General features: G+C 71.9%; 16 protein-coding genes and 1 tRNA gene. 10 read left to right on the top strand and 7 right to left on the bottom strand.

Annotated elements, in window-relative coordinates:
- Positions 1 to 214: 214 nt before the first annotated feature.
- Positions 215 to 3031: a type I DNA topoisomerase gene (gene topA, locus ACFY29_RS12975; protein ID WP_386985639.1), complete on the top strand. Its 2817-nt coding sequence runs from the start codon at positions 215 to 217 to the stop codon at positions 3029 to 3031.
- 58 nt (positions 3032 to 3089) lie between these two features.
- Here the strand turns inward: topA and ACFY29_RS12970 are convergent, their stop codons facing one another.
- From ACFY29_RS12970 to ACFY29_RS12955, 4 genes are all read right to left on the bottom strand, one after another.
- The gene (locus tag ACFY29_RS12970) at positions 3090 to 3590 is read right to left on the bottom strand and encodes a MarR family transcriptional regulator (RefSeq protein WP_328422737.1); all 501 of its coding nucleotides are present in this window, start codon (positions 3588 to 3590) and stop codon (positions 3090 to 3092) included.
- Positions 3591 to 3748: 158 nt separating this feature from the next.
- On the bottom strand, positions 3749 to 5380 hold the full coding sequence (locus ACFY29_RS12965; protein WP_386985637.1) for an ABC transporter permease: 1632 nt from the start codon (positions 5378 to 5380) through the stop codon (positions 3749 to 3751).
- A complete protein-coding gene (locus ACFY29_RS12960) occupies positions 5377 to 6276 on the bottom strand; it encodes an ATP-binding cassette domain-containing protein (protein ID WP_386985635.1) in 900 nt (299 codons plus the stop codon). The genes ACFY29_RS12965 and ACFY29_RS12960 overlap by 4 nt, the downstream gene beginning before the upstream one ends.
- 124 nt (positions 6277 to 6400) lie before the next feature.
- Positions 6401 to 7717 (bottom strand): D-arabinono-1,4-lactone oxidase, encoded by a 1317-nt coding sequence (locus ACFY29_RS12955; protein ID WP_386985633.1) that lies wholly within the window; start codon positions 7715 to 7717, stop codon positions 6401 to 6403.
- Positions 7718 to 7943: 226 nt separating this feature from the next.
- Here ACFY29_RS12955 and ACFY29_RS12950 point away from each other — a divergent pair, with 226 nt between their 5' ends.
- The gene (locus ACFY29_RS12950) at positions 7944 to 8543 is read left to right on the top strand and encodes a TetR family transcriptional regulator (protein WP_386986711.1); all 600 of its coding nucleotides are present in this window, start codon (positions 7944 to 7946) and stop codon (positions 8541 to 8543) included.
- Between the two features lie 53 nt (positions 8544 to 8596).
- On the opposite strand, the gene ACFY29_RS12945 is transcribed toward ACFY29_RS12950, so the two are convergent.
- Positions 8597 to 9805 carry an amino acid deaminase/aldolase gene (locus tag ACFY29_RS12945; protein ID WP_386985631.1) on the bottom strand — a complete coding sequence of 403 codons (1209 nt, stop codon included), beginning with the start codon at positions 9803 to 9805 and terminating at the stop codon, positions 8597 to 8599.
- A gap of 308 nt (positions 9806 to 10113) precedes the next feature.
- Between ACFY29_RS12945 and tmk the strand changes: the two genes are divergently transcribed.
- The 6 genes from tmk to ACFY29_RS12915 all read left to right on the top strand — a co-directional run bounded on the left by tmk (position 10114) and on the right by ACFY29_RS12915 (position 16067).
- Entirely contained in the window at positions 10114 to 12213 is a 2100-nt protein-coding gene (gene tmk / locus ACFY29_RS12940; RefSeq protein ID WP_386986709.1) for a dTMP kinase, read from the top strand.
- Positions 12213 to 13466 (top strand): DNA polymerase III subunit delta', encoded by a 1254-nt coding sequence (locus tag ACFY29_RS12935; protein ID WP_386985629.1) that lies wholly within the window; start codon positions 12213 to 12215, stop codon positions 13464 to 13466. Before tmk ends, ACFY29_RS12935 begins: the two co-directional genes overlap by 1 nt.
- Before the next feature lie 145 nt (positions 13467 to 13611).
- Positions 13612 to 13941, top strand: a complete 330-nt coding sequence (locus ACFY29_RS12930) for a YbaB/EbfC family nucleoid-associated protein (protein ID WP_053659404.1) — start codon at positions 13612 to 13614, stop codon at positions 13939 to 13941.
- 1 nt (position 13942) lies between these two features.
- Positions 13943 to 14248, top strand: coding sequence for a hypothetical protein (locus ACFY29_RS12925; RefSeq protein WP_386985627.1), 306 nt, complete (start codon positions 13943 to 13945; stop codon positions 14246 to 14248).
- Positions 14248 to 14928, top strand: a complete 681-nt coding sequence (locus ACFY29_RS12920) for a hypothetical protein (protein ID WP_386985625.1) — start codon at positions 14248 to 14250, stop codon at positions 14926 to 14928. The genes ACFY29_RS12925 and ACFY29_RS12920 overlap by 1 nt, the downstream gene beginning before the upstream one ends.
- 299 nt (positions 14929 to 15227) lie before the next feature.
- Positions 15228 to 16067: a stage 0 sporulation family protein gene (locus ACFY29_RS12915; RefSeq protein WP_386985623.1), complete on the top strand. Its 840-nt coding sequence runs from the start codon at positions 15228 to 15230 to the stop codon at positions 16065 to 16067.
- 114 nt (positions 16068 to 16181) lie between these two features.
- Here the strand turns inward: ACFY29_RS12915 and ACFY29_RS12910 are convergent, their stop codons facing one another.
- Positions 16182 to 17999 carry a metallophosphoesterase family protein gene (locus ACFY29_RS12910; protein ID WP_386986706.1) on the bottom strand — a complete coding sequence of 606 codons (1818 nt, stop codon included), beginning with the start codon at positions 17997 to 17999 and terminating at the stop codon, positions 16182 to 16184.
- Between the two features lie 90 nt (positions 18000 to 18089).
- On the opposite strand from ACFY29_RS12910, the gene ACFY29_RS12905 reads away from it, so the two are divergent.
- A tRNA-Thr gene (locus ACFY29_RS12905) sits at positions 18090 to 18163 on the top strand.
- A 64-nt stretch (positions 18164 to 18227) separates the two neighbouring features.
- Here ACFY29_RS12905 and ACFY29_RS12900 read toward each other — a convergent pair.
- Positions 18228 to 19112 (bottom strand): NAD(P)-dependent oxidoreductase, encoded by an 885-nt coding sequence (locus ACFY29_RS12900; protein WP_386985621.1) that lies wholly within the window; start codon positions 19110 to 19112, stop codon positions 18228 to 18230.
- Between the two features lie 49 nt (positions 19113 to 19161).
- On the opposite strand from ACFY29_RS12900, the gene ACFY29_RS12895 reads away from it, so the two are divergent.
- Positions 19162 to 19512, top strand: a complete 351-nt coding sequence (locus ACFY29_RS12895) for a helix-turn-helix domain-containing protein (RefSeq protein WP_355600550.1) — start codon at positions 19162 to 19164, stop codon at positions 19510 to 19512.
- Positions 19513 to 19531 lie beyond the last annotated feature (19 nt).

Genomic DNA, 19531 nt, shown 5'->3' with positions numbered 1-19531 from the left:
CCCTACCCACGGTGTACGGTGGCGCCGTCCGACAGTGCCGAGCGCGGCGGGGCGGGAGTTGACCGCCGCACAGAGCGGTTTGCCGCCCCCGAAACCCGAAACACGGGCGGCGCGTTACGTTGGACATCCGGAGCGCCGGTGCGACGGCGGGGTCGAGAGCGGTCGCTGTCCGAGCGCCGGCAGGCCACGAGCAGGAGTGAGGTCGGGGAGAGACGTGCCGAGCAACGCTGGAACCACCCGTCTGGTCATCGTCGAGTCACCGGCGAAGGCCAAGACGATCTCGGGCTACCTTGGCCCGGGGTACGTCGTGGAGGCCAGCTTCGGCCACGTCCGGGACCTCCCGCGCAACGCCGCCGACGTGCCGGCCAAGTACAAGGGCGAGGCCTGGGCCCGGCTCGGGGTGGACGTCGACAACGGCTTCCAGGCCCTCTACGTCGTCTCCGCCGACCGTAAGCAGCAGATCAGCAAGCTGGTGAAGCTGGCCAAGGAAGTCGACGAGATCTTCCTGGCGACGGATGAGGACCGCGAGGGCGAGGCGATCGCCTGGCACCTGGTGGAGACGCTCAAGCCCAAGGTGCCGGTCAAGCGGATGGTGTTCCACGAGATCACCAAGCCGGCGATCCAGGCGGCGGTGGCCAACCCGCGGGAGATCGACCGCGATCTGGTCGACGCCCAGGAGGCCCGGCGGATCCTCGACCGGCTCTACGGCTACGAGGTCTCCCCGGTGCTGTGGAAGAAGGTCATGCCGAAGCTCTCGGCCGGCCGCGTCCAGTCCGTGGCGACCCGGATCGTGGTCGAGCGGGAGCGCCAGCGGATGGCCTTCCGCACCGCTGAATACTGGGACATCCTGGCCAGCCTCGCCGTGGCGAACGCCGGCGAGGGGCCGCGCGCCTTCAACGCCACCCTGATCGCGCTGAACGGCGACCGGATCGCCACCGGCAAGGACTTCGAGCCGACCACCGGCAAGGTGAAGCCCGGAGCCGGCGTCGTGCACCTGGACGAGAGTGGCGCCCGGGGGCTGGCGGCCCGGCTCGAGGGACGGCCGTTCACCGTCACCCGGGTCGAGGAGAAGCCCTACCGTCGCCGCCCGTACGCGCCGTTCATCACCTCGACCCTCCAGCAGGAGGCGGCCCGCAAGCTGCGCCTCTCGTCGCAGCAGACGATGCGCACCGCTCAGCGGCTGTACGAGAACGGCTACATCACCTATATGCGTACCGACTCGGTGAACCTGTCGGAGACCGCCATCTCGGCGGCCCGCCGTCAGATCGTCGAGCTGTACGGCGAGCGCAGCGTGCCGCCGGAGCCGCGCCGCTACACCGGCAAGGTGAAGAACGCGCAGGAGGCGCACGAGGCGATCCGCCCGGCGGGGGACAACTTCCGTACCCCCGGCGAGGTCGCCAAGGAGTTGTCCGCCGAGGAGTTCAAGCTCTACGAGCTGATCTGGCGCCGGACCATCGCCTCGCAGATGACCGACGCGGTCGGCTCCAGCGTCTCGGTGCGCATCCGCGCGGTCTCCGCGGCCCAGGAGGAAGCCGACTTCGGCGCCACCGGCAAGACCATCACCGACCCGGGCTTCCTGCGGGCGTACGTCGAGTCCAGCGACGACGAGAACGCCGAGGCCGAGGATGCCGAGCGCCGGCTGCCCACCCTGGTCAAGGACCAGCCGCTGACCGCCGACGAGCTGGCCGCCCAGGGTCACCACACCCAGCCGCCGTCGCGCTACACCGAAGCGTCGCTGGTCAAGGCCCTGGAAGAGCTGGGCATCGGCCGCCCGTCCACCTACGCGTCGATCATGCAGACGATCCAGGACCGGGGGTACGTCACCAAGCGCGGCCAGGCGATGATCCCCACGTTCCTGGCCTTCGCGGTGATCGGGCTGATGGAGCGGCACTACCCCCGGCTGATCGACTACGACTTCACCGCCAGCATGGAGAACGAGCTGGATGAAATCGCCGGCGGCGACCACGCCGCGGTCGACTTCCTCACCGCGTTCTACTTCGGCAGCGCCAACGGCGCAGGCGACCAGGACATCGCCCGCTCCGGCGGGCTCAAGAAGCTGGTCACCGAGAACCTCAGCGACATCGACGCGCGCAGCGTCAACTCCATCCCGCTCTTCACCGACGAGGATGGCCGCGAGGTCGTCGTCCGGGTCGGCCGGTACGGGCCGTACCTCCAGCGGGAGCTGCCCGGCGGCGAGCAGCCGACGCCGGCTGCGGCGGGCGAGGGCGAGGAGGGCGGCGCCCAGGGCGACCGGGCGCCGATCCCCGAGGGCCTGGCCCCGGACGAGCTGACCCCGGAGAAGGTGCACGAGCTGTTCCTCGGCGGCAGCGGCGAGCGCAAGCTCGGCGACGACCCGGCCACCGGCGAGCCGATCGTGCTCAAGTCCGGCCGGTTCGGCCCGTACGTGTCCAGCGGCGAGCGGAAGTCCTCGCTGCTGCGCTCGCAGACGCCGGACTCACTGACCCTCGAGGAGGCGCTCAGGCTGCTCAGCCTGCCCCGGCTGGTCGGCGTCGCGCCGGACGGCGTCGAGGTGTTCGCCAACAACGGTCGGTACGGCCCGTACGTCAAGCGGGGTGAGGAGTTCCGGTCGCTGGAGTCCGAGGACCAGATGTTCACGGTCGGCCTGGACGAGGCTCTGGCCCTGCTGGCCGCACCGAAGGCCCGTGGGCGGCGGGCCGCGGCACCGCCGCTGCGGGAGATGGGCGTCGACCCGGCGACCGAGAAGCCGCTGGTCATCAAGGACGGCCGATTCGGCCCGTACGTCACCGATGGGGAGTTCAATGCGTCGCTGCGCCGCGGACAGACCCCGGAGGCGCTGAGCCTCGAGGAAGCCTCGGAGATGCTGGCCGAGAAGCGGGCCAAGGGTCCGGCGCCGCGCAAGAAGGCGGCGGCGAAGAAGGCCCCGGCCAAGAAGGCGACGGCGGCCAAGAAGACCGCGGCGGCCACGAAGTCCACTGCGGCCAAGAAGACCACCACCGCCAAGGCGACCGCCGCCAAGAAGGCGACCCCCCGCAAGGCGCCAGCGGAGTAACTCCCGTCGAGGCGGGGCGCATGGCCAGCGTTGCTCGGCCGTGCGCCCGCCGGGCAGGTCAGCCGGCCGGCGGTGGCTTCCGCCGTTCGTCGTAGTTCTTCTCCCACCGCTCCGCGGCGTCGCTCATCACGTCCTGGACGAAGAGGAAGAAGTCGCGTAGCTCGCCCAGTCGCGCACTGGCCGACGATTCGTCCGCACCGACCGCCACCACACCCTCGTGGACGACGTCGGCGAACCTCGTGTAGATCCCGCCGCGGATCATCGAGGTGTACGTGCGGGACTCGGCCGCCTTGTAGAGGTCCCGGCGGGACCCGGGGGCCGGCTCGCGCACCGCCATGCCGACGTGGATCAGGTAGCGCACCGCCCCGGACACGGCGGCGGGGCTGACCCCGAGCCGCTCGCTGATCTGCGCCGCGGTCAACCCGGGCTCCTCGGCGACCAGGAGCGCAGCCAGCACCCGCGAGGGCATCCTGGGTACGCCCATGTCGCTGAAGGTCAGAGCGAAGTGCTCGACGAAGCGTCGTACCGCTTCCTCGTCGCGGTGGCCTGCGGGTTGCATCAACTTATCTCTCACTACTTTCTGAATTTCTTCCAATGAGCGTCCGGGACGGCCGACGGCGGGACGTCGACGGCGCGGCCGCCCGGAACCGGTCCGGTTGGCCGACGGCGCGGCCGGCTCGAAGCCGGCCGCGCCATGAACATCGATCGTCCATCGGGTTACGAGACGAGGTTACGTCGGCGGAAGAGGATCAGCCCCGCCCCGCCCAGTGCCAGCGCGACGGCGGACATGACCACGATCGGCGCTGCCGTGGCGTCGGCCGGCACCGCCGGGATGTGGCTGAACGGCGAGAGCTCCCGCACCGCCTCGGGCACGCCGAAGAGTGACCCGTACGGACCCAGAACGAAGCTGAGGGCGAAGCCGAACCAGGTCAGCCCGACCGCGATCCGCGGCACGAGGCCGAAGAGGGCCACGGCCAGCCCGGCCAGGGTCAGCACCGCCGGCAGTTGCAGGGACGCGGTGCCGGCCAGATGCCCCGTCTGGCCGGCGAGATCGTCGACGCTCGCGCCGTACACCAGGCCGATCGAGACCGCAGCGAGCCCGAGCATGCCCACGGCGCCGGCCGTGGCGACCATGACGTGGCTGCCCAGCCAGGTCAGCCGGCCGGTCGCGGTGGCGAGCACCGCCTCGGCCCGCCCGCTGGCCTCCTCGGCTCTCACCCGCAGCAGCGCCTGGACCAGGAAGCCGGCGACCAGCATGCCGATGGTCGCCATCATCGCGGCGAAGAAGGTGTCCATCACCTCGTGCCCGCCCCCACCGGCGAGGTCGTCGAGCCTCCCCGTCACGTTCTCGTTGGTGGCCAGTTGGTCCTTGACCGCGTTGGCTATCGAGCCGACGAGCAGCCCGAACGCCGCGATCGTCACTGCCCAGCCGAGCACCGTGCCACGTTGCAGCCGCCAGGCCAGGCCGAGCGGGCTGAGCAGCGCGGAGGACGCCCGCGCCGGGCCGGGGCGGTCCGGGAACAGGCCCATGCCCACGTCGCGCCGTGCGGTCAGGGCGAAGGCCACCGCTGTCATGATCCCGAGGAACACGAGCGGGAGCGCGAGGACCCACCACCGGTCGCCGGCGAAGGGCCGCATCTGCATGGTCCAACCGATCGGGGAAAGCCAGGAGGGCCAGGCGCTGCTCATGGTGTACCCGTCCGGCTGCACCTCGCCGAACGCGTCCGCGAGGCCACGGATCAGATAGCCGGTGCCGACCGCCGCGGCGGCGATTCCGTTGGCGGCGCGCGCACCCTGGGTCAGCTGTGCGACGACGGCCGCGATCGCGGCGAAGGAGATGCCGGCGGCACCGACTCCGGCGCCGGCGGCGAAGGATCCGGCGACAGGTTCGCCGCCGCCGGCGAGGGTGAGCCCGATCAGCGCCGCGAGCGCGATGTTCGCCCCGACCACGACCACCAGGGCGGCGGTCAGGCTGGCGTGTCGGCCGACGGCTGTCGCGCCGATCATCTCGGCGCGTCCGGTCTCCTCGTTCTGCCGGCTGTGCCGAATGACGGCGAGGGTGCTCATGAAGCCCGCCATCAACGCCAGGAACGCCAGGATTCCGAAGACGGTCATCTGGCCGTCGCTGGTGCCGGTGGGTGCGGCGCGGAACATCAGCAGCCCGGGCGTGTCGACGGCCACCCGCAGGACGGCGACCCGGTCGGCCTCGGTCGGGTACTGCGTGTCGATTGCCGAGCTGGCGAAGGCGCCGAGCGCGACGGTGCTCAGGATCCAGACCGGCAACTGCACGCGGTCGCGCCGCAGCGCGAGGCGGGCCAGCCGGGCCGTTCCGGTGTAGGCACCGCTCATCGCGCACCCGCCAGCTCGTCGCCGTAGTGCCGCAGGAAGAGCTCTTCCAGCGACGGCGGGGCACTCGAAAGGGCACGAACCTCGAACTGGGTCAGATACTCCAGCACGCGGTTCAGCTCGGCGGCGTCGACGGCGAACGTCGCGTGGGTGGCCGTCACGTCGGCGTCGTGTACGCCGGGCAGCTTCGCCAGCCCGTCGATGGGCAGCGCGGTCTCCACCGTGACCGTGGTGCGGGTCAGGTGCCGTAGCTGGGTGAGGGTCCCACTCTCCACCGTCCGGCCCTGCCGGATGATGCTCACCCGGTCACAGAGTGCCTCCACCTCGGAGAAGATGTGGCTGGAGAGCAGGACGGTCCGGCCCTGTCGCTTCACCTCGCTTACGCACTCCTGGAAGGCCGCCTCCATCAGCGGGTCCAGCCCCGAGGTGGGCTCGTCGAGGATGTAGAGCTCGACGTCGGAGGCGAAGGCGGCGACGATGGCGACCTTCTGCCGGTTTCCCTTCGAGTACGTGCGGGCCCGCTTCGAGGGGTCGAGCTGGAATCGCTGGAGCAGCTCGTCCCTGCGCTGCTTGTTCAGGCCGCCCCGCAGCGAGCCGAGGAGGTCGATCGCCTCCCCGCCGGTCAGGTTCGGCCACAGGTTCACGTCGCCCGGCACGTACGCCAGCCGTCGGTGCAGATCCACCGCGCTCCGCCACGGGTCGCCACCGAGCAGGTTGACCGTCCCGGCGCCCGCCCGCAGCAACCCGAGCAGGACGCGGATGGTGGTGGACTTCCCGGAGCCGTTCGGGCCCAGGAAGCCGTGCACCTCGCCGGTGTCGACGTGCAGGTCCAGTCCGTCGAGGGCGCGTTCCCGACCGAAGGTCTTCACCAGGCCGGAGACTGAGATAGCACTAGTCATGCCCGGAACGCTACGCCGGTTTCACAGAATCGTGAATTCTCTGAACTGTATGAATCTCGTTAAAATCCGAGGGTGGACGTCGAGCCCGAGGGCGGGCCACCACGGGGGCCGTGCCGCCCGGCGGTCAGCCGCCGAGGATGTGGGTCAGGTGCGGGCTGGCGAAGACGCGGTCGGGGTCCAGGCGGTCGCGGAGGGTCTGGAAGTCGGCGAAGCGCGGGTAGGCGGTGGCCAACGAGGCGGCGTCGCGGTAGTGCAGCTTGCCCCAGTGCGGCCGGCCACCCAGCCCGGCGGCCACCTCTTCGAAGGCACGGAAGTACGGCTCGTACGGCATGCCGACGTACTGGTGCACGGCGATGTACGCGGAGTCCCGGCCGTAGCCGTGCGACAGCCAGATGTCGTCGGCGGCGGTGAACCGCACCTCCACCGGGAAGAGCACCTTGAACGGCAGCCCGTCGACGATCCGCTGGAGCGCGGCCAGCGCCTCGGGTAGCGCCTCGCGGGGCAGGCCGTACTCCATCTCCACGAAGCGGACCCGGCGCGGGGTGCAGAACACCCGGTCGGAGCGGCCCGTGTAGCGGCGTTCGGTGAGCGCGCGGGCGGAGACCGCGCTGATTCCCGGGGCCAGCGCCGGCACGGCCCGACCGAGCCGGCACGCGCCAGCGAAGACGGTGTTGGACAGGAAGTCGTCGTCGAGCCAGCCGCGCCACCGGGGCAGCGGCCGGTCGTTGGCGGGTACCCGGTCGTTGGTCTTGACCTGGACTCGCGTGGTGTAGGGGAACCAGTAGAACTCGACGTGGTCGTGGCGGCCGATCAGATCGGGCAGGTCGTCGAGCACGTCGGCCAGCGCGGCTGGGCGCTCGTGGGCGTGCAGCACGAAGGCATCGACGCAGCGCAGGGTCACCTCGACCAGCACCCCGAGCGCGCCGAGCGACACCCGGGCGGCGGCGAAGACGTCCGGGTTCTCGTCGGCGGAGCAGCGCAGCACCTCTCCGGTGCCAGTGACCAGGGTGATCGCCTCAACGAAGGTGGACAGGCAGCCGTAGCGGGCGCCGGTGCCGTGGGTGCCCGTGGAGATCGCCCCGGCCACCGTCTGAGCGTCGATGTCACCAAGGTTGGGCAGGGCGAGGCAGTGTCGGGCGAGCAGGCCGTTGAGCGCCCGCAGGGTCATCCCCGCCGGTACGGTGACGAGCCGCTGTTCGACGTCGACGCTGACGGTGGTGTCCAGCTGTGACAGTTCCATCCGCCGGTCGTCGGCGAGCGCGACGGCGGTGAAGGAGTGGCCGCTGCCGGTCACCCGGATTCGGCCGCCGTCGGCGGAGGCGGCGCGGACAGCCTCGACGATGTCGGTCGGCGTGCCGGGGCGCAGGATGGCGGTGGCGCTGCCACGCTGGTTGCCGGCCCAGTTGGACCAGCGGGTGGTGAGCGGTGCGGTGCCGACCATGCGCGCTCCTCAGAGATGAATATGAACTGACTTCATATCAGGAACGTTGTACCTGGTAAATACCGCAATCAGGGTCCGCTCGTTGTACCGGTAGTCACGGAGTCGTGACGTGCAGATATGTTCATTCGTCGAAGGGGGGTGGCGCCGAGTGTCCACACCAGCCGCCACGACCGGGCCGCTGCGCCGCGTACCGGTGCAGGGTCGAAGTGTCGCGCGGGTACAGCGCATGTTGGACGCCTGCGCCGAACTCGTCGACGAGGTGGGGTACGAGGGTCTGACAACGACCCTGCTCGCCGAGCGTGCCGAGGTGGCGATCGGGTCGGTCTACCAGTTCTTCCCGGACAAGCGGGCGATCGTGCAGGCGTTGACCCTGCGCACGATGGAGTCCTACCTCCAGCGGCTCGACGAGCGGTTCGCCTCGGACGAGATGACCCACTGGTGGGACGGCGTCGACGCGGGGATCGATGAGTACATCACGATGCACCGCACCGTCCCCGGTTTCCGTACCCTGCACTTCGGCGACGTGGTCGACCTGCACCTGCTCGATGAGCAGCGGGACAACAACGGCGTGATCGCCGACCAGTTGGCTCGGGTGCTCACCGAGCGCTTCGGGCTGACCGACGTGCCGAAGCTGCGCTTCGTCCTGGAGATCGCGGTGGAGGCGGCCGACGCGCTGATCAAGCTCGCGTTCCGGCGGCAGCCGAACGGCGACGAGCGGGTGCTGCTCGAGGCGAAGGCGCTGATCCGGGAGTACCTGCACCGTCAGGTCGACGGACCGGAGGGCGAGCGGTACACCGCAGAGCAACAGGCGATCCAGCCGGCCTGACCCGCCCGCGCCTTGGCTCGGCCGATGGGTCGGCAAGGCGCGGCGGGGTGGCGTCAGAGGAAGGCCAGCCCCTCGCCCCGGTAGGTGGGCACGGTCGCCACGATCGCGTCCCCCTCGACCAGGTGCAGTTCGTTGACCCGCTCGCACAACTCGCCGGCCTTGGCGTGCCGGAACCACACCCGGTCGCCGATGCGCAGGGTGGCCGCCGCCGCGCCGGAGAGCGGGGTCTGCACCTCGCCGGCCCCCTCGCTGCCGACGAGCTTCAGGCCGGCCGGCAGCCACGGTCGGGGCAGTCGGCTGTCGGCGGCCGGGCCGGAGGCGATCCAGCCCCCGCCGAGCACGGTCGCCAGCTCGGGCGTCGGCCGACGGACCACCGCGCAGGCGAAGAACGCCGCCGGGGTGGGGCGCCAGGCGCGGTAGGCGTCGAACAGCGTCGGCCCGTACAGGCCCGATCCCGCGGTGACCTCGGTGACCGCGGGATCGGCGCTGGTCGCGGCCACGCTGCCGGTCCCGCCGCCGTTGACGAACTCCAGCTCGGCGTGCTCGCCCACCGCGGCCACCGCCGCGCTCCGGCGGGCCAGCAGCTCGCGGTACGACCCGCGCTGGGCCAGCCGGATCGCGCCGGCCAGCAGCGTCTGCCCCGGCGGCGCGTCGCCCAGGCCGGCGATCTGCGCCTCGTACGCCATGAGGCCGACCAGCCGGAAGCCGGCCCGACCGGCGACGGTGGCGGCGAGCGCACCGGCCGCCCGCGCGCTGTGCACCGGTGAGCGGCGGACGCCGACGTGCACCCGCCCGCGCAGCGGTCGCCACGAGGCGTCCAGTTCGAGGCAGACCCGCAGCTCGGCGCGCTGCCCAGGGGGCTGCACGGCGTCGATCAGGTCGAGCTGCCCGGTGCCGTCGATCATCAGGGTGATCGCGGCGGCCAGCGCCGGGTCGGCGGCCAGCTCGGCGAGTGCCGTCCGGTCCACGCTCGGGTACGCGACCAGCACGTCGTCGCTCACTCCGGCGCGTACCAGCCAGATCGCCTCGGGCAGGGTGAACGCCATCACGCCCCGCCAGCCGGGTCGGGCGAGCGCCCGGCCGATCAGCTCCCGGCTGCGGACCGACTTGCTGGCCAGCCGGACCGGTTTGCCGGCCGCGCGGTCGGCCAGGGCGGCCGAGTTGGCGTCGAAGGCGGTGAGATCAACCACCGCGTACGGCGGGTCGAGGTGGGCGGTCGCCCGATCCAGGCGCTCGCGAAGTTTGTCGCTTTCTCTGGCCACGTGTGCACGCTAACTGTCCGACGGTGAATGCGAAATACCCTCGCGTACGTCCGGGCTGCGGCTGGTGCCTCTGGCGGCCTAGGCTCAGCGAGCAGGAGAATGTCGCCGGTGGGACGGCCCCCCACCGGGTCTAGAGTGTTCCACCGGAGGCGCCCAGCGATGGGCCGGCACGTGGAGGTACGGCCATCGAAAGCCAGAACAGCGGCGAGTCGCACGGCGTGTCGCGCTCGGGCGATCAGTCGGGCAACGCCGCCAACCAGTCCAACGGTGCCCAGGTGGACCCGTCCGGCTACGCCGCGATCCGCTCGGTGCTGCGGATCCGGCCGTTCCGGCGGCTCTGGATCGTCCTCGGCGCGGCCTCCTTCGGTGACTGGCTCGGCCTGCTGGCGACCTCGGTCTTCGCCGCCTCTCAGGTGCAGGGCAGCACCGCCAAGGGTGCGGCCTTCGGTGGTGTCATCGCCATCCGGCTGCTGCCCGCGCTGGTGCTCGGCCCGGTCGCCGGCGTGCTCGCCGACCGGTTCGACCGGCGCTGGACGATGGTCATCTGCGACCTGCTCCGGTTCGTGCTCTTCGCCTCGATTCCGCTGGTGGCGCTGGCCGGCGCCAGCGGCGCGATGGTGGTTCTGTGGGCGACCATCGCCACGTTCCTGATCGAGTCGATCACGCTGATCTGGATCCCAGCCAAGGAAGCGGCGGTCCCCAACCTGATCCCGCGCGCCCGGCTGGAGGCGGCCAACCAGCTCACGCTGATCACCACCTACGGCCTGACCCCGGTGCTCGCCGCGCTGGTCAGCGCCGTTCTGGACCGCAGCGTCCGGGGCGTGACCGGCGGCAACTTCCCGAACTGGGCCGAGCCGGCCCAACTGGCGCTCTGGTTCAACTCCTTCTCCCGGCTGGCCACCGCACTGGTCGTCGCGTTCGGCATCAAGGAGATCAGCCAGGGGCAGACCGCCGAGGGCGACCGTCACGAGCAGAGCATGCTGCGCCAGTTCAAGGAGGGCTGGCGGTTCATCGGCCAGACCCCGCTGGTGCGCGGGCTGGTCCTCGGCATCCTGGGCGCGTTCGCCGGCGGCGGCATCGTGATCGGCACAGCGAAGTTCTTCGCCAGCTCGCTAGGTGCTGGTGACGCCGCGTTCTCGCTGCTCTTCGGCGCGATCTTCGTCGGTCTGGCGATCGGCATCGGCCTCGGCCCGATGATCGTCAAGGAAATGTCCCGGCGTCGCTGGTTCGGCATGAGCATCGTGCTGGCCAGCGCCGCCGTGATGACCCTCGCCTTCGCCATCCACCTGTCCATGGCGATCGTCGGCGCGGTGCTGGTCGGCGCCGGCGCCGGAATGGCCTTCCTGGCCGGCACCACCCTGCTCGGCGGCGAGATCAAGGACGAGGTGCGCGGCCGGGTCTTCGCCGTGGTGCAGATCGGCACCCGACTGGTGCTGATCCTGGCTATCGCGCTGAGCAGCCTGCTCGCCGGTGTCGGCGGCTCCCGCAAGCTGGAGATCGCCGACCTGGGCCTGTCCATCTCGTCGACCCGGCTGCTGCTGCTCGCCGCTGGTGCCGCCGGCATCTTCGCCGGCATCAGCGCGTTCGGCCAGATGGACGACAAGAAGGGCGTCCCCGTCCTGGCCGACCTCTGGGGCTCGATCCGGGGTCGCCCGCTGATGCCCTCCGAGCCGTTCGTCTCCGCCGGGCTGTTCGTGGTGTTCGAGGGCGGCGAGGGTGCCGGCAAGTCCACCCAGCTCGCCGCGCTCGCCGAGCGGCTGCGCGGCAAGGGGCGCGACGTCGTGGTCACCCGCGAGCCGGGCGCGACCGCGGTCGGTCAGCGGATCCGGTCGCTGGTGCTGGACACCTCCGGCGACGAGGCGCCCTCGCCACGGGCCGAGGCGCTGCTCTACGCCGCCGACCGGGCGCACCACGTGGCCGCCGTGGTCCGGCCCGCGCTGGTCCGAGGTGGTGTGGTGATCAGCGACCGGTACGTCGACTCGTCCCTGGCCTACCAGGGCGCCGGGCGGACACTCCCGGTCGACGAGGTCTCCTGGCTCTCCTCCTGGGCCACCGGCGGGCTCAAGCCCGACCTGGTAGTGCTGCTGGACGTCGAGCCGCAGACCGGCCTGTCCCGGGTGGCCTCCCGCAGCGCGGGCGCCGACCGGCTGGAGGCCGAGTCGGTGGCCTTCCACGAGCGCGTCCGGTACGCCTTCCTCGACCTCGCCGCCGCCGACCCGAAGCGCTACCTGGTGCTCGACGCGTCCCGGCCGGCCGAGGAGATCACCGGGCAGGTGGTCCGTCGGATCGAGGAGATGCTCGGCAAGCCGGGTGGCATCGTGCACCCCCGTCCGGCTCACGGTCCGGACACCTCGGTGCAGCCTGAGTTATCCGACGCGGAGCTGGTGACGATGGAGCATCGGACCTGATGCCGGACGTCTTCGCCGACCTGGTCGGTCAGGACGAGGCGGTGGACGAGCTGCGCCGGGCAGCCGCCGCCGCGGCGGCCGTGCTGCGCGCTGGCGCAGCCGCTCGGGAGCCCGCGCTGATCGCCGCCGGCCCGGCCGGCGGTGCCACACCCGACGGCGTGGACCCATCCACCGGGATGACCCACGCCTGGATCTTCACCGGGCCACCCGGCTCCGGCCGCTCGGTCGCCGCGCGGGCCTTCGCCGCCGCCCTGCAGTGCGTACACGGCACCGGCTGCGGCGAGTGCCCCGGCTGCCACACCACGATGGGCGGTACGCACGCCGACGTCCGGCTGGTCGTGCCGGAAGGGCTCTCCATCGGTGTCGGTGAGATGCGCGCGCTGGTGCTCCGAGCGGCCAGCACCCCGTCCGGCGGGCGCTGGCAGGTGGTGGTCGTCGAGGACGCCGACCGGCTCACCGAGGCGGCCGGCAACGCGCTGCTCAAGGCGATCGAGGAGCCTCCGCCGCGTACCGTGTTCCTGCTCTGCGCCCCGTCCACCCACCCGGATGACATCTCGGTGACCATCCGGTCGCGCTGTCGGGTCGTACCCCTGCGGCAGCCGCCGGCCACGGCGGTGGCCGAGGTGCTGGTCCGTCGGGACGGCATCGCGCCCGACGTGGCCCAGTGGGCTGCGGCGGCCGCGCAGGGGCACGTGGGTCGGGCTCGTCGGCTGGCCCGCGACCCGGAGGCCCGTAAGCGGCGTGAGGCGGTGCTCGCCGTTCCGCGCCGGCTGACCGGCGTCGGCGCGGCGTTCGACGCGGCCTCCGCGCTGATCGAGGCGGCCGAGGCGGAGGCCGAGGCGTCGGTCGCCGAGGCCGACACGACCGAGCGGGCGGCGCTGGAGATGGCACTCGGCGCGGGCGGCACCGGCCGGGGCGCGGCCGGCGCTGTTCGGGGCGCCGCCGGGCAGCTCAAGGAGCTGGAGAAGCGACAGAAGTCGCGGGCCACCCGGGCCCAGCGGGACGCGCTGGACCGGGCCCTGGTCGACCTGGCCGGCTTCTACCGGGACGCGCTCACCATGGCGCTGCGCGCCCCCGTCGCCCCGGTGCACACCGACACCGCCGCGCTGGCCGGCGCCGGGGCGCAGAAGTGGGACGCCGAGGGATCGCTGCGCCGGCTGGAGGCCGTGCTGGCCTGCCGGGCGGCGATCGAGGCGAACGTCAAGCCGCGGATCGCGGTCGAGGCGATGATGCTCGCCCTCTGGAAGGGCTGACCCGCAGCTCCCGACCCCTGGTCCCACCGGGCGGACCGGTCATCCACAGGCATCGACACGCGCGATTGCTGTGCGGTACGGTCCGGTGTGCCGTGGTGACGGTGACAGCACGCAGAGTGAGGGATCATCCGGGAGGAGTCGGCCGATGCCGCGGGGGGAGATCGACGAAGCCTGGATCGAGGAGGCGGTGCGGCGCTACCGCCGGATCGAGTCGCTCCAGGCCGAGTTCGACCAGGCGGTGTCGACCGTCGAGGTCACCGTCCGGTCGCCGGACGGGCTGGTCGAGGTGGTGGTCACCGCCGGTGGGCGGATCACCGACGTCCGGTTCCTCGGGCCGCTGCACAGCCGCAGCCCACGGGACGTGGCCGGCTCCGTGCAGGCCGCGGTCACCGCGGCGGCCGACGCCGCCGAGTGGGCTCGGGAAAAGCTGCACAACGAGACGTTCGCCGCCTACCGACCGCTCGCGGGAGCCTGAGATGGAGACACTGCGCCGGCTCTCCGCCCGGCTGGACGAGGCGAGCGCCACGCTCACCGCCCTGTCCCGCACGGTCACCGCCAGCGATCCGGCCCAGACCGCGTTCGGCGCGGACGCCCCCGGCCGGCCCGGTGAGATCGGCCGCGCGCTGCACCGGCAGTGGACCGTCGCCACCGACGACCGGTCCCGCGAGGCGCGGGCCGCCGCCGGTCGGCTGGCCGCCGCCGCAGCAGCGGTGCGCGAGGCCGCCGACCGCTACGGCGAGGTCGACCGGGCCGCCCGCCGCCGGATCACCGGAGAGCCGTGATGGACCCGTTGGACCGGCTCGCCGAGCCTGGCCTGGACCTGCTGCGCCGGGTGGACACTCTGCTCGCCGCCGGTGTCCCCGAGGGGCACCGGGTCTGGCCGCTGCTACGCCGGATGCAGGTGCTCCCCGGCGACGCGGTCCGCGGCTTCCTCGACCTCCACCCGGCGCCGCTCGCCGGCGCCGGGCGCGCGGTGCGCCGGCTGGTCCGGGGGTACGACGACGTCTCCGCCGCGCTCACCGACCCGGTGCTCTGGTCCGGCCCGGCCGCCTCGGCGTACGGGCAGGAGCGGGCGGCGCTGCTGCGCCACCTCGACGAGGGGCCGGAGAGCCTGGTCGGGCGTCTGGAGTCCACCGCCGGGTACGCCGACGCGCTCGCCGACTGGGTCGAGGGCAGCCGCCTCGCCCTGGCCCGGACGCTGGCCGACGTGCTCCGCTCGGCCGAGGCGGTCAGCGTGGTCGCCGCCACCGCGACCGGCGCGTCGCCCCGGCACGGGCCGGTCGGGCCCGGGGTGGCCGACGCGGCCGAGATCGCCGCGCGGGTGCTGGCGGTGCTCTGCGTCGCGTACGACGGTGCGGAGACGCTGCTGCGCCAGTGGGCCCCGAGCATGGCCGAGTCCGCCTGGCGGCCGTCGACCGACGGTCGGCCCCACTACGGTCAGCCCACCCGGGTCGGCTGGTAGCCGGGCCACCAGGCCCCGGACAGGCCACGGCGTCGCTCGCGGGCACCTGGCCTGAGCCGGCACCGGCGGCGACGCCGTGGTCTTCCCCCTGCACCCCCCGCAGGTCTGCCTCCACTCAACGCCGCCCGGACGCGTTTGTCCCCTGCCCTGGCCCGGATTCAACCGTCCGGGCGAGGTGCAACGGCACGACGGGGTGGCCCGGCAATCGGTCAAGTCGACGGTCATGGATGGCAGCGGGGCGTAGTTGGTTGGCGACGGCCGGCGCGCGCTTCACCGGTGATCCGTCGTAGGGTGGGGAGATGGGCATGCTCTGTGCGGTCAGCTTCAACCGGTACGGGCGCCTCTACTACCTCGACCCCGGTGAGTTGCGCCCGCAGGTCGGCGACAAGGTGCTGGTGCCCACCGACGACGGGCCCGAGGTGGCCGAGTGCGTCTGGGCCGCGCAGTGGGTGACGGAGGAGACCGACGGCTTCCCCCAGTTGGTGGGGCTGGCCGGCGACGCCGACCTGCACCGGGACGAGGCGCTGCGCCGGCGCAAGGCCGAGGCCAAGGTGGCCGCGAAGCGGCTGATCCGCGCGCACGGCCTACCGATGAAGGTGGTGGCCGTCGACCACGTGCTCGGCTCCACCGACGGCGGCGGCGAGCGCAGCACCGTCTACTTCACCGCCCCGCACCGGGTGGACTTCCGATCCCTGGTCCGCGACCTGGGCGCCACCCTGCACTGTCGGGTCGAGCTACGGCAGCTCTCTGCACGGGATTCGGCGCGGGTGCAGGGCGGCATCGGTTCGTGCGGCCGGGACCTGTGCTGCGCCACGTTCCTCACCGACTTCGAGCCGGTGACCATCCGGATGGCCAAGGACCAGGACCTGCCGCTGAACCCGCTGCGCATCTCCGGCGCCTGTGGCCGGCTGATGTGCTGCCTGAAGTACGAGCACCCGCTCTACCAGCGCTTCCAGGAGACCGCCCCAGCCGTCGGCAGCAGGGTCTCCACGTCGGAAGGCGAAGGCCGGGTGGTCGGCCACAGCGTCCCCCGCGACGCGGTGACGGTCCGGCTGGACGCCGACGGCTCCCGCTGCTCCTGCTCCCGCGCCTCCGTCTGCGCCCCCCGCCAAGCCCACGACCAGCACTACACCCCCTAACCCCACCGGCCCCGCGCTCTCCCCGTCCCGTCCCGCCCGGTGATCATGAAGTTGTTGCCCGGCGGACCGGCGTGTCGCAGCAATAACTTCATGGTCAACGGCGGCGACGGGGCCTCAGGGCAGGGTGACGGGGGGTTCGGCCAGGCGGGCGGTCAGGGGGGTCTTCGGGGTCAGCCAGCTGGCGGTGGGGGTCTGGTCGGGGTTGGGTTGCCAGTCACGGGCGACCAGGTCGACCGCGATCGGGTAGATGGTCAGCGTGCCGTCCGGGTCGATGCGCAGCCGGAGGAACGACTTGGAGTCCTCAATGCCCTGACCGGCGAAGAGTTCGTTGACGTTCACCCCGAACGACGCCGCCACCAGCAGGTACGCCGCGAGCAGTTGGCTGGCCACCAGGCCGATCACCGGACCGTAGAGCACCGCCGCGGCGACCAGGGGCAGCGGCCATGGCCAGTCATAGAACGGCAGTGCCAACCAGACCCAGGTGCCGGCGGCAGCCAGCCCGACGTGCGCCAGGCCGTGGGTGACGCCGAGAATCCAGTGCCGCGCGTGCCGCTTGCCGCTGGCGCTGGGCGGCTTGGCGAACAGGGCCGCCGCCAGCACCGTCACGAGCAACATCACCACCAGCGGGACGCTGAACAGCCGTTGCTCGGTGGTGTCCGCCCAGTTCGCCGCCGCGCCCGCCATGGCCAGCATCAGCAGCGTGTGCACGGTGCCGAGCAGAGTGGTAAAGCCGGGATTGCGGAACGGCAGCCGAGCGAAGATGCCCCAGCCGTAGCGGCGGGAGCGGACCGCGTCCGGATAACGGGCCACCAGGTCGTACGGCTGGGTGCGGCTGGCCCGGCGGGCCAGGGTGTCCCGAGGCGGTACCTCGATACGTTCCGCCAGCTTGTGGGTGGGGTAGAGGTACGCGCCGCCGCCGCCGCACGTGATCAGTTGCCGGTCCGGCCCGGCGTAGCGGGCGTAGTGGTGCAGGTCGCCCGAGAGCAGCAGCCGGACCCGTGCCCCGGTCGGGGCGATGATCGTCCGGATGAAGTAGTCGATCGAGTCGTACGCCGTCGGCTGGTCGACGGCCTTGACCCAGGTCGGCGCCGGCGCCGCGATGATCACCTTCGACTCCGGGCCGAGCCGCCGGGCCACCTCGTCGAAGTAGGCCAACTGCGGGTCGTCCAGGTACGAGCCGGACTGGTCGTCCACGCCGAGCAGCCACCAGCCTGCCGGCAACTCCACAGCGAAGTACGACCTCGACTGCCCGGTGCCCCAGCCGCCGAAGTGTCGGTCCCGGGAGCGGACGAACAGCCGCAGGAAGGCGGTCAGACCGTCGTACCAATCGTGGTTGCCCGGCACCGCGTAGAGAGTGGGCCGCTCCGGCGGGGTCCCCGGCAGCGCGGCCTGGTAGGGGCCCTTGCACCGGTTCTCGTACTCCTCGTAGGCCGCCGACGGGTACACCTGGTCGCCGCCCATCACCAGGGTCTGCGCCCGGGGCAGCCGGTGCCCGTCCACGGTCAGCTCCGGCTGTGCCAGCAGGTACGCGACCGAGTAGGTGGCATTGAAGCCGTCACCCAGGTCGGCCACGTAGTCGAGCCAGAGCCCGCCATCCGGCCCGACCTGGCGGAAGATGCCGTCGCCGAAAGCGTTCTGCAGCTCGCGCTTGTCCAGGTACGCCCCGAACAGCACCGCCAGCAGCGTCCGGATGCCAGTGCTGATCAGCAGGAACGGGGCCAGCCACGGCACCGGCTTGCGCGGGGTGAAACCCAGCTCCAGCGGGTCCGTGGTGCGCGGGCGGTGGGCGGCCCGCTCCCCGGCCGGCGCACCGTCGGGACGTCCGTCCGCCGGGTCCTGCTGGTCGGGGTCGTCGAGGGGGGCGTGATCGTCGCTCACCCGCCGCAGCGTAGTCCCGACCTCGATGATCCGCTGTCCGGTAAGCGTCCAGATGGCGGCCGATGTCCGGTTGGAGGCACCGCACTCGGTGGGGGTATCCCGTTCGGTTGGTGGCCGTGCGGTGCCGTACACTTGCTGATCGTTGCCGCCTTAGCTCAGTCGGCTAGAGCGACGCACTCGTAATGCGTAGGTCGACGGTTCGATTCCGTCAGGCGGCTCGGCACCGAAGCCCAGGTCATCGACCTGGGCTTCGCCGTTTCCCCACCTACCGGTGGCAGACTCTCAGCGCCGCCCCAGGACCTCGGCGACCCGCATGAACCCGTCAGTACCGTGGCCCAGTCCGATGGCGCGGCGGGCCAGGCCCTCGGCCGCGCGCATCACGCCCGCATCGATGCCGTGCGCCTCGGAGGTGTGCACGATATGAGCCATGGACGACACCGTCGAGGTGATCGGGTTGCCCTCACCGGAGAAGCTGCCACGGTCCATCTCCTCCGCGGCCTCCTCGAAAATCGGAGGCAGGATCGTGGCGATGCCCTTGGCGAACGGTGCCAGCTCCCTCGCGGTGACACCCTCGACCTTCGCCACCGCCAGTGCGTGCGCGTAGCCCGCCATCGCGGTCCAGAAGATGTCGAGCAGCGCGATGTCGTACGCCGCAGCCCGGCCGATCTCCTCGCCGAGGTGGGTGTGGCTGCCGCCCAACGCGTCCAGCACCGGCTGGTGCTCCGCATAGAGTTCCGTCGGGCCGCTGTGGATCAGCACCGCGTGCGGCGTTCCGATGGTGGTGATCGGCGTCATGATGGCACCGTCGAGGTATCGGACGCCGTGCTTGGCCGCCCAGTCCGCGGTGTCCCGGGCTCGGTCCGGAGTGTCGGCGGTCAGGTTCACCACGGTGCGCCCCTTGAGCGCATCGGTGACCGCGTCACGTCGCAGGATGGCGTCCGACGCGTCGTAGTTCACCACACAGACCACGGTCAACCCGCTCGCGGCGACCGCCTCCTCGACCGACCGGGCGCTGACCGCGCCCCGCTCAACCAGCTCCCGATCCCGGCCCGGGGTCCGGTTCCAGACCGTGGTCTGCAGACCGGCGTCCAGGAATGCGCCGGCGAGGGACCGCCCCATCGGTCCCAGACCGAGCACGGTGACAGACTTTTCGGTGTACGGGGACATGCTTGACTCCCACCATAAATGTCATTAAACGGTAGTGAATAGGACGAAGATGACGCGCAGTCGTGCCCAGGACCCGAACGTCTGCGGAGTGACCGCCGCGATCGCTGTGATCGACGGCAAGTGGAAGACGACTCTGCTCTGGCTGCTGGAATCCGGTCCGCGCCGTCCCGGAGAGCTGCGCCGGCAGCTGCCGGGCCTCACCGAGAAGGTGCTGACTCAGGCGCTCCGGGAAATGGAGGCCGACGGACTGGTGCACCGGGAGGTGCACGACGTGCTGCCGCTGAAGACCGAATACCTGCTGACCGCGTTCGGCCGCGAACTCGCCGAGGCGTTGTCCCCCCTTTCCGACTGGGGCCACCGCCGTCTGGAGAAGCTCACCGAGGCCGATCGGGCCTCCTGAAACATCGCCTACCTCCCCG

This window comes from Micromonospora sp. NPDC000668, assembly GCF_042897975.1.
Classification (GTDB): Bacteria; Actinomycetota; Actinomycetes; order Mycobacteriales; family Micromonosporaceae; genus Micromonospora.
This window is presented reverse-complemented; position numbering and strand designations above follow the sequence as displayed.

Bases quoted from the DNA above. Each gene is read 5' to 3' on its own strand.
- ACFY29_RS12970 (WP_328422737.1), bottom strand. From the start codon at position 3,590: ATGCAACCCGCAGGCCACCGCGACGAGGAAGCGGTACGACGCTTCGTC.
- ACFY29_RS12965 (WP_386985637.1), bottom strand. From the start codon at position 5,380: ATGAGCGGTGCCTACACCGGAACGGCCCGGCTGGCCCGCCTCGCGCTG.
- ACFY29_RS12960 (WP_386985635.1), bottom strand. From the start codon at position 6,276: ATGACTAGTGCTATCTCAGTCTCCGGCCTGGTGAAGACCTTCGGTCGG.
- ACFY29_RS12955 (WP_386985633.1), bottom strand. From the start codon at position 7,717: ATGGTCGGCACCGCACCGCTCACCACCCGCTGGTCCAACTGGGCCGGC.
- ACFY29_RS12950 (WP_386986711.1), top strand. From the start codon at position 7,944: ATGTTGGACGCCTGCGCCGAACTCGTCGACGAGGTGGGGTACGAGGGT.
- ACFY29_RS12935 (WP_386985629.1), top strand. From the start codon at position 12,213: ATGCCGGACGTCTTCGCCGACCTGGTCGGTCAGGACGAGGCGGTGGAC.
- ACFY29_RS12930 (WP_053659404.1), top strand. From the start codon at position 13,612: ATGCCGCGGGGGGAGATCGACGAAGCCTGGATCGAGGAGGCGGTGCGG.
- ACFY29_RS12925 (WP_386985627.1), top strand. From the start codon at position 13,943: ATGGAGACACTGCGCCGGCTCTCCGCCCGGCTGGACGAGGCGAGCGCC.
- ACFY29_RS12920 (WP_386985625.1), top strand. From the start codon at position 14,248: ATGGACCCGTTGGACCGGCTCGCCGAGCCTGGCCTGGACCTGCTGCGC.
- ACFY29_RS12915 (WP_386985623.1), top strand. From the start codon at position 15,228: ATGGGCATGCTCTGTGCGGTCAGCTTCAACCGGTACGGGCGCCTCTAC.
- ACFY29_RS12900 (WP_386985621.1), bottom strand. From the start codon at position 19,112: ATGTCCCCGTACACCGAAAAGTCTGTCACCGTGCTCGGTCTGGGACCG.
- ACFY29_RS12895 (WP_355600550.1), top strand. From the start codon at position 19,162: ATGACGCGCAGTCGTGCCCAGGACCCGAACGTCTGCGGAGTGACCGCC.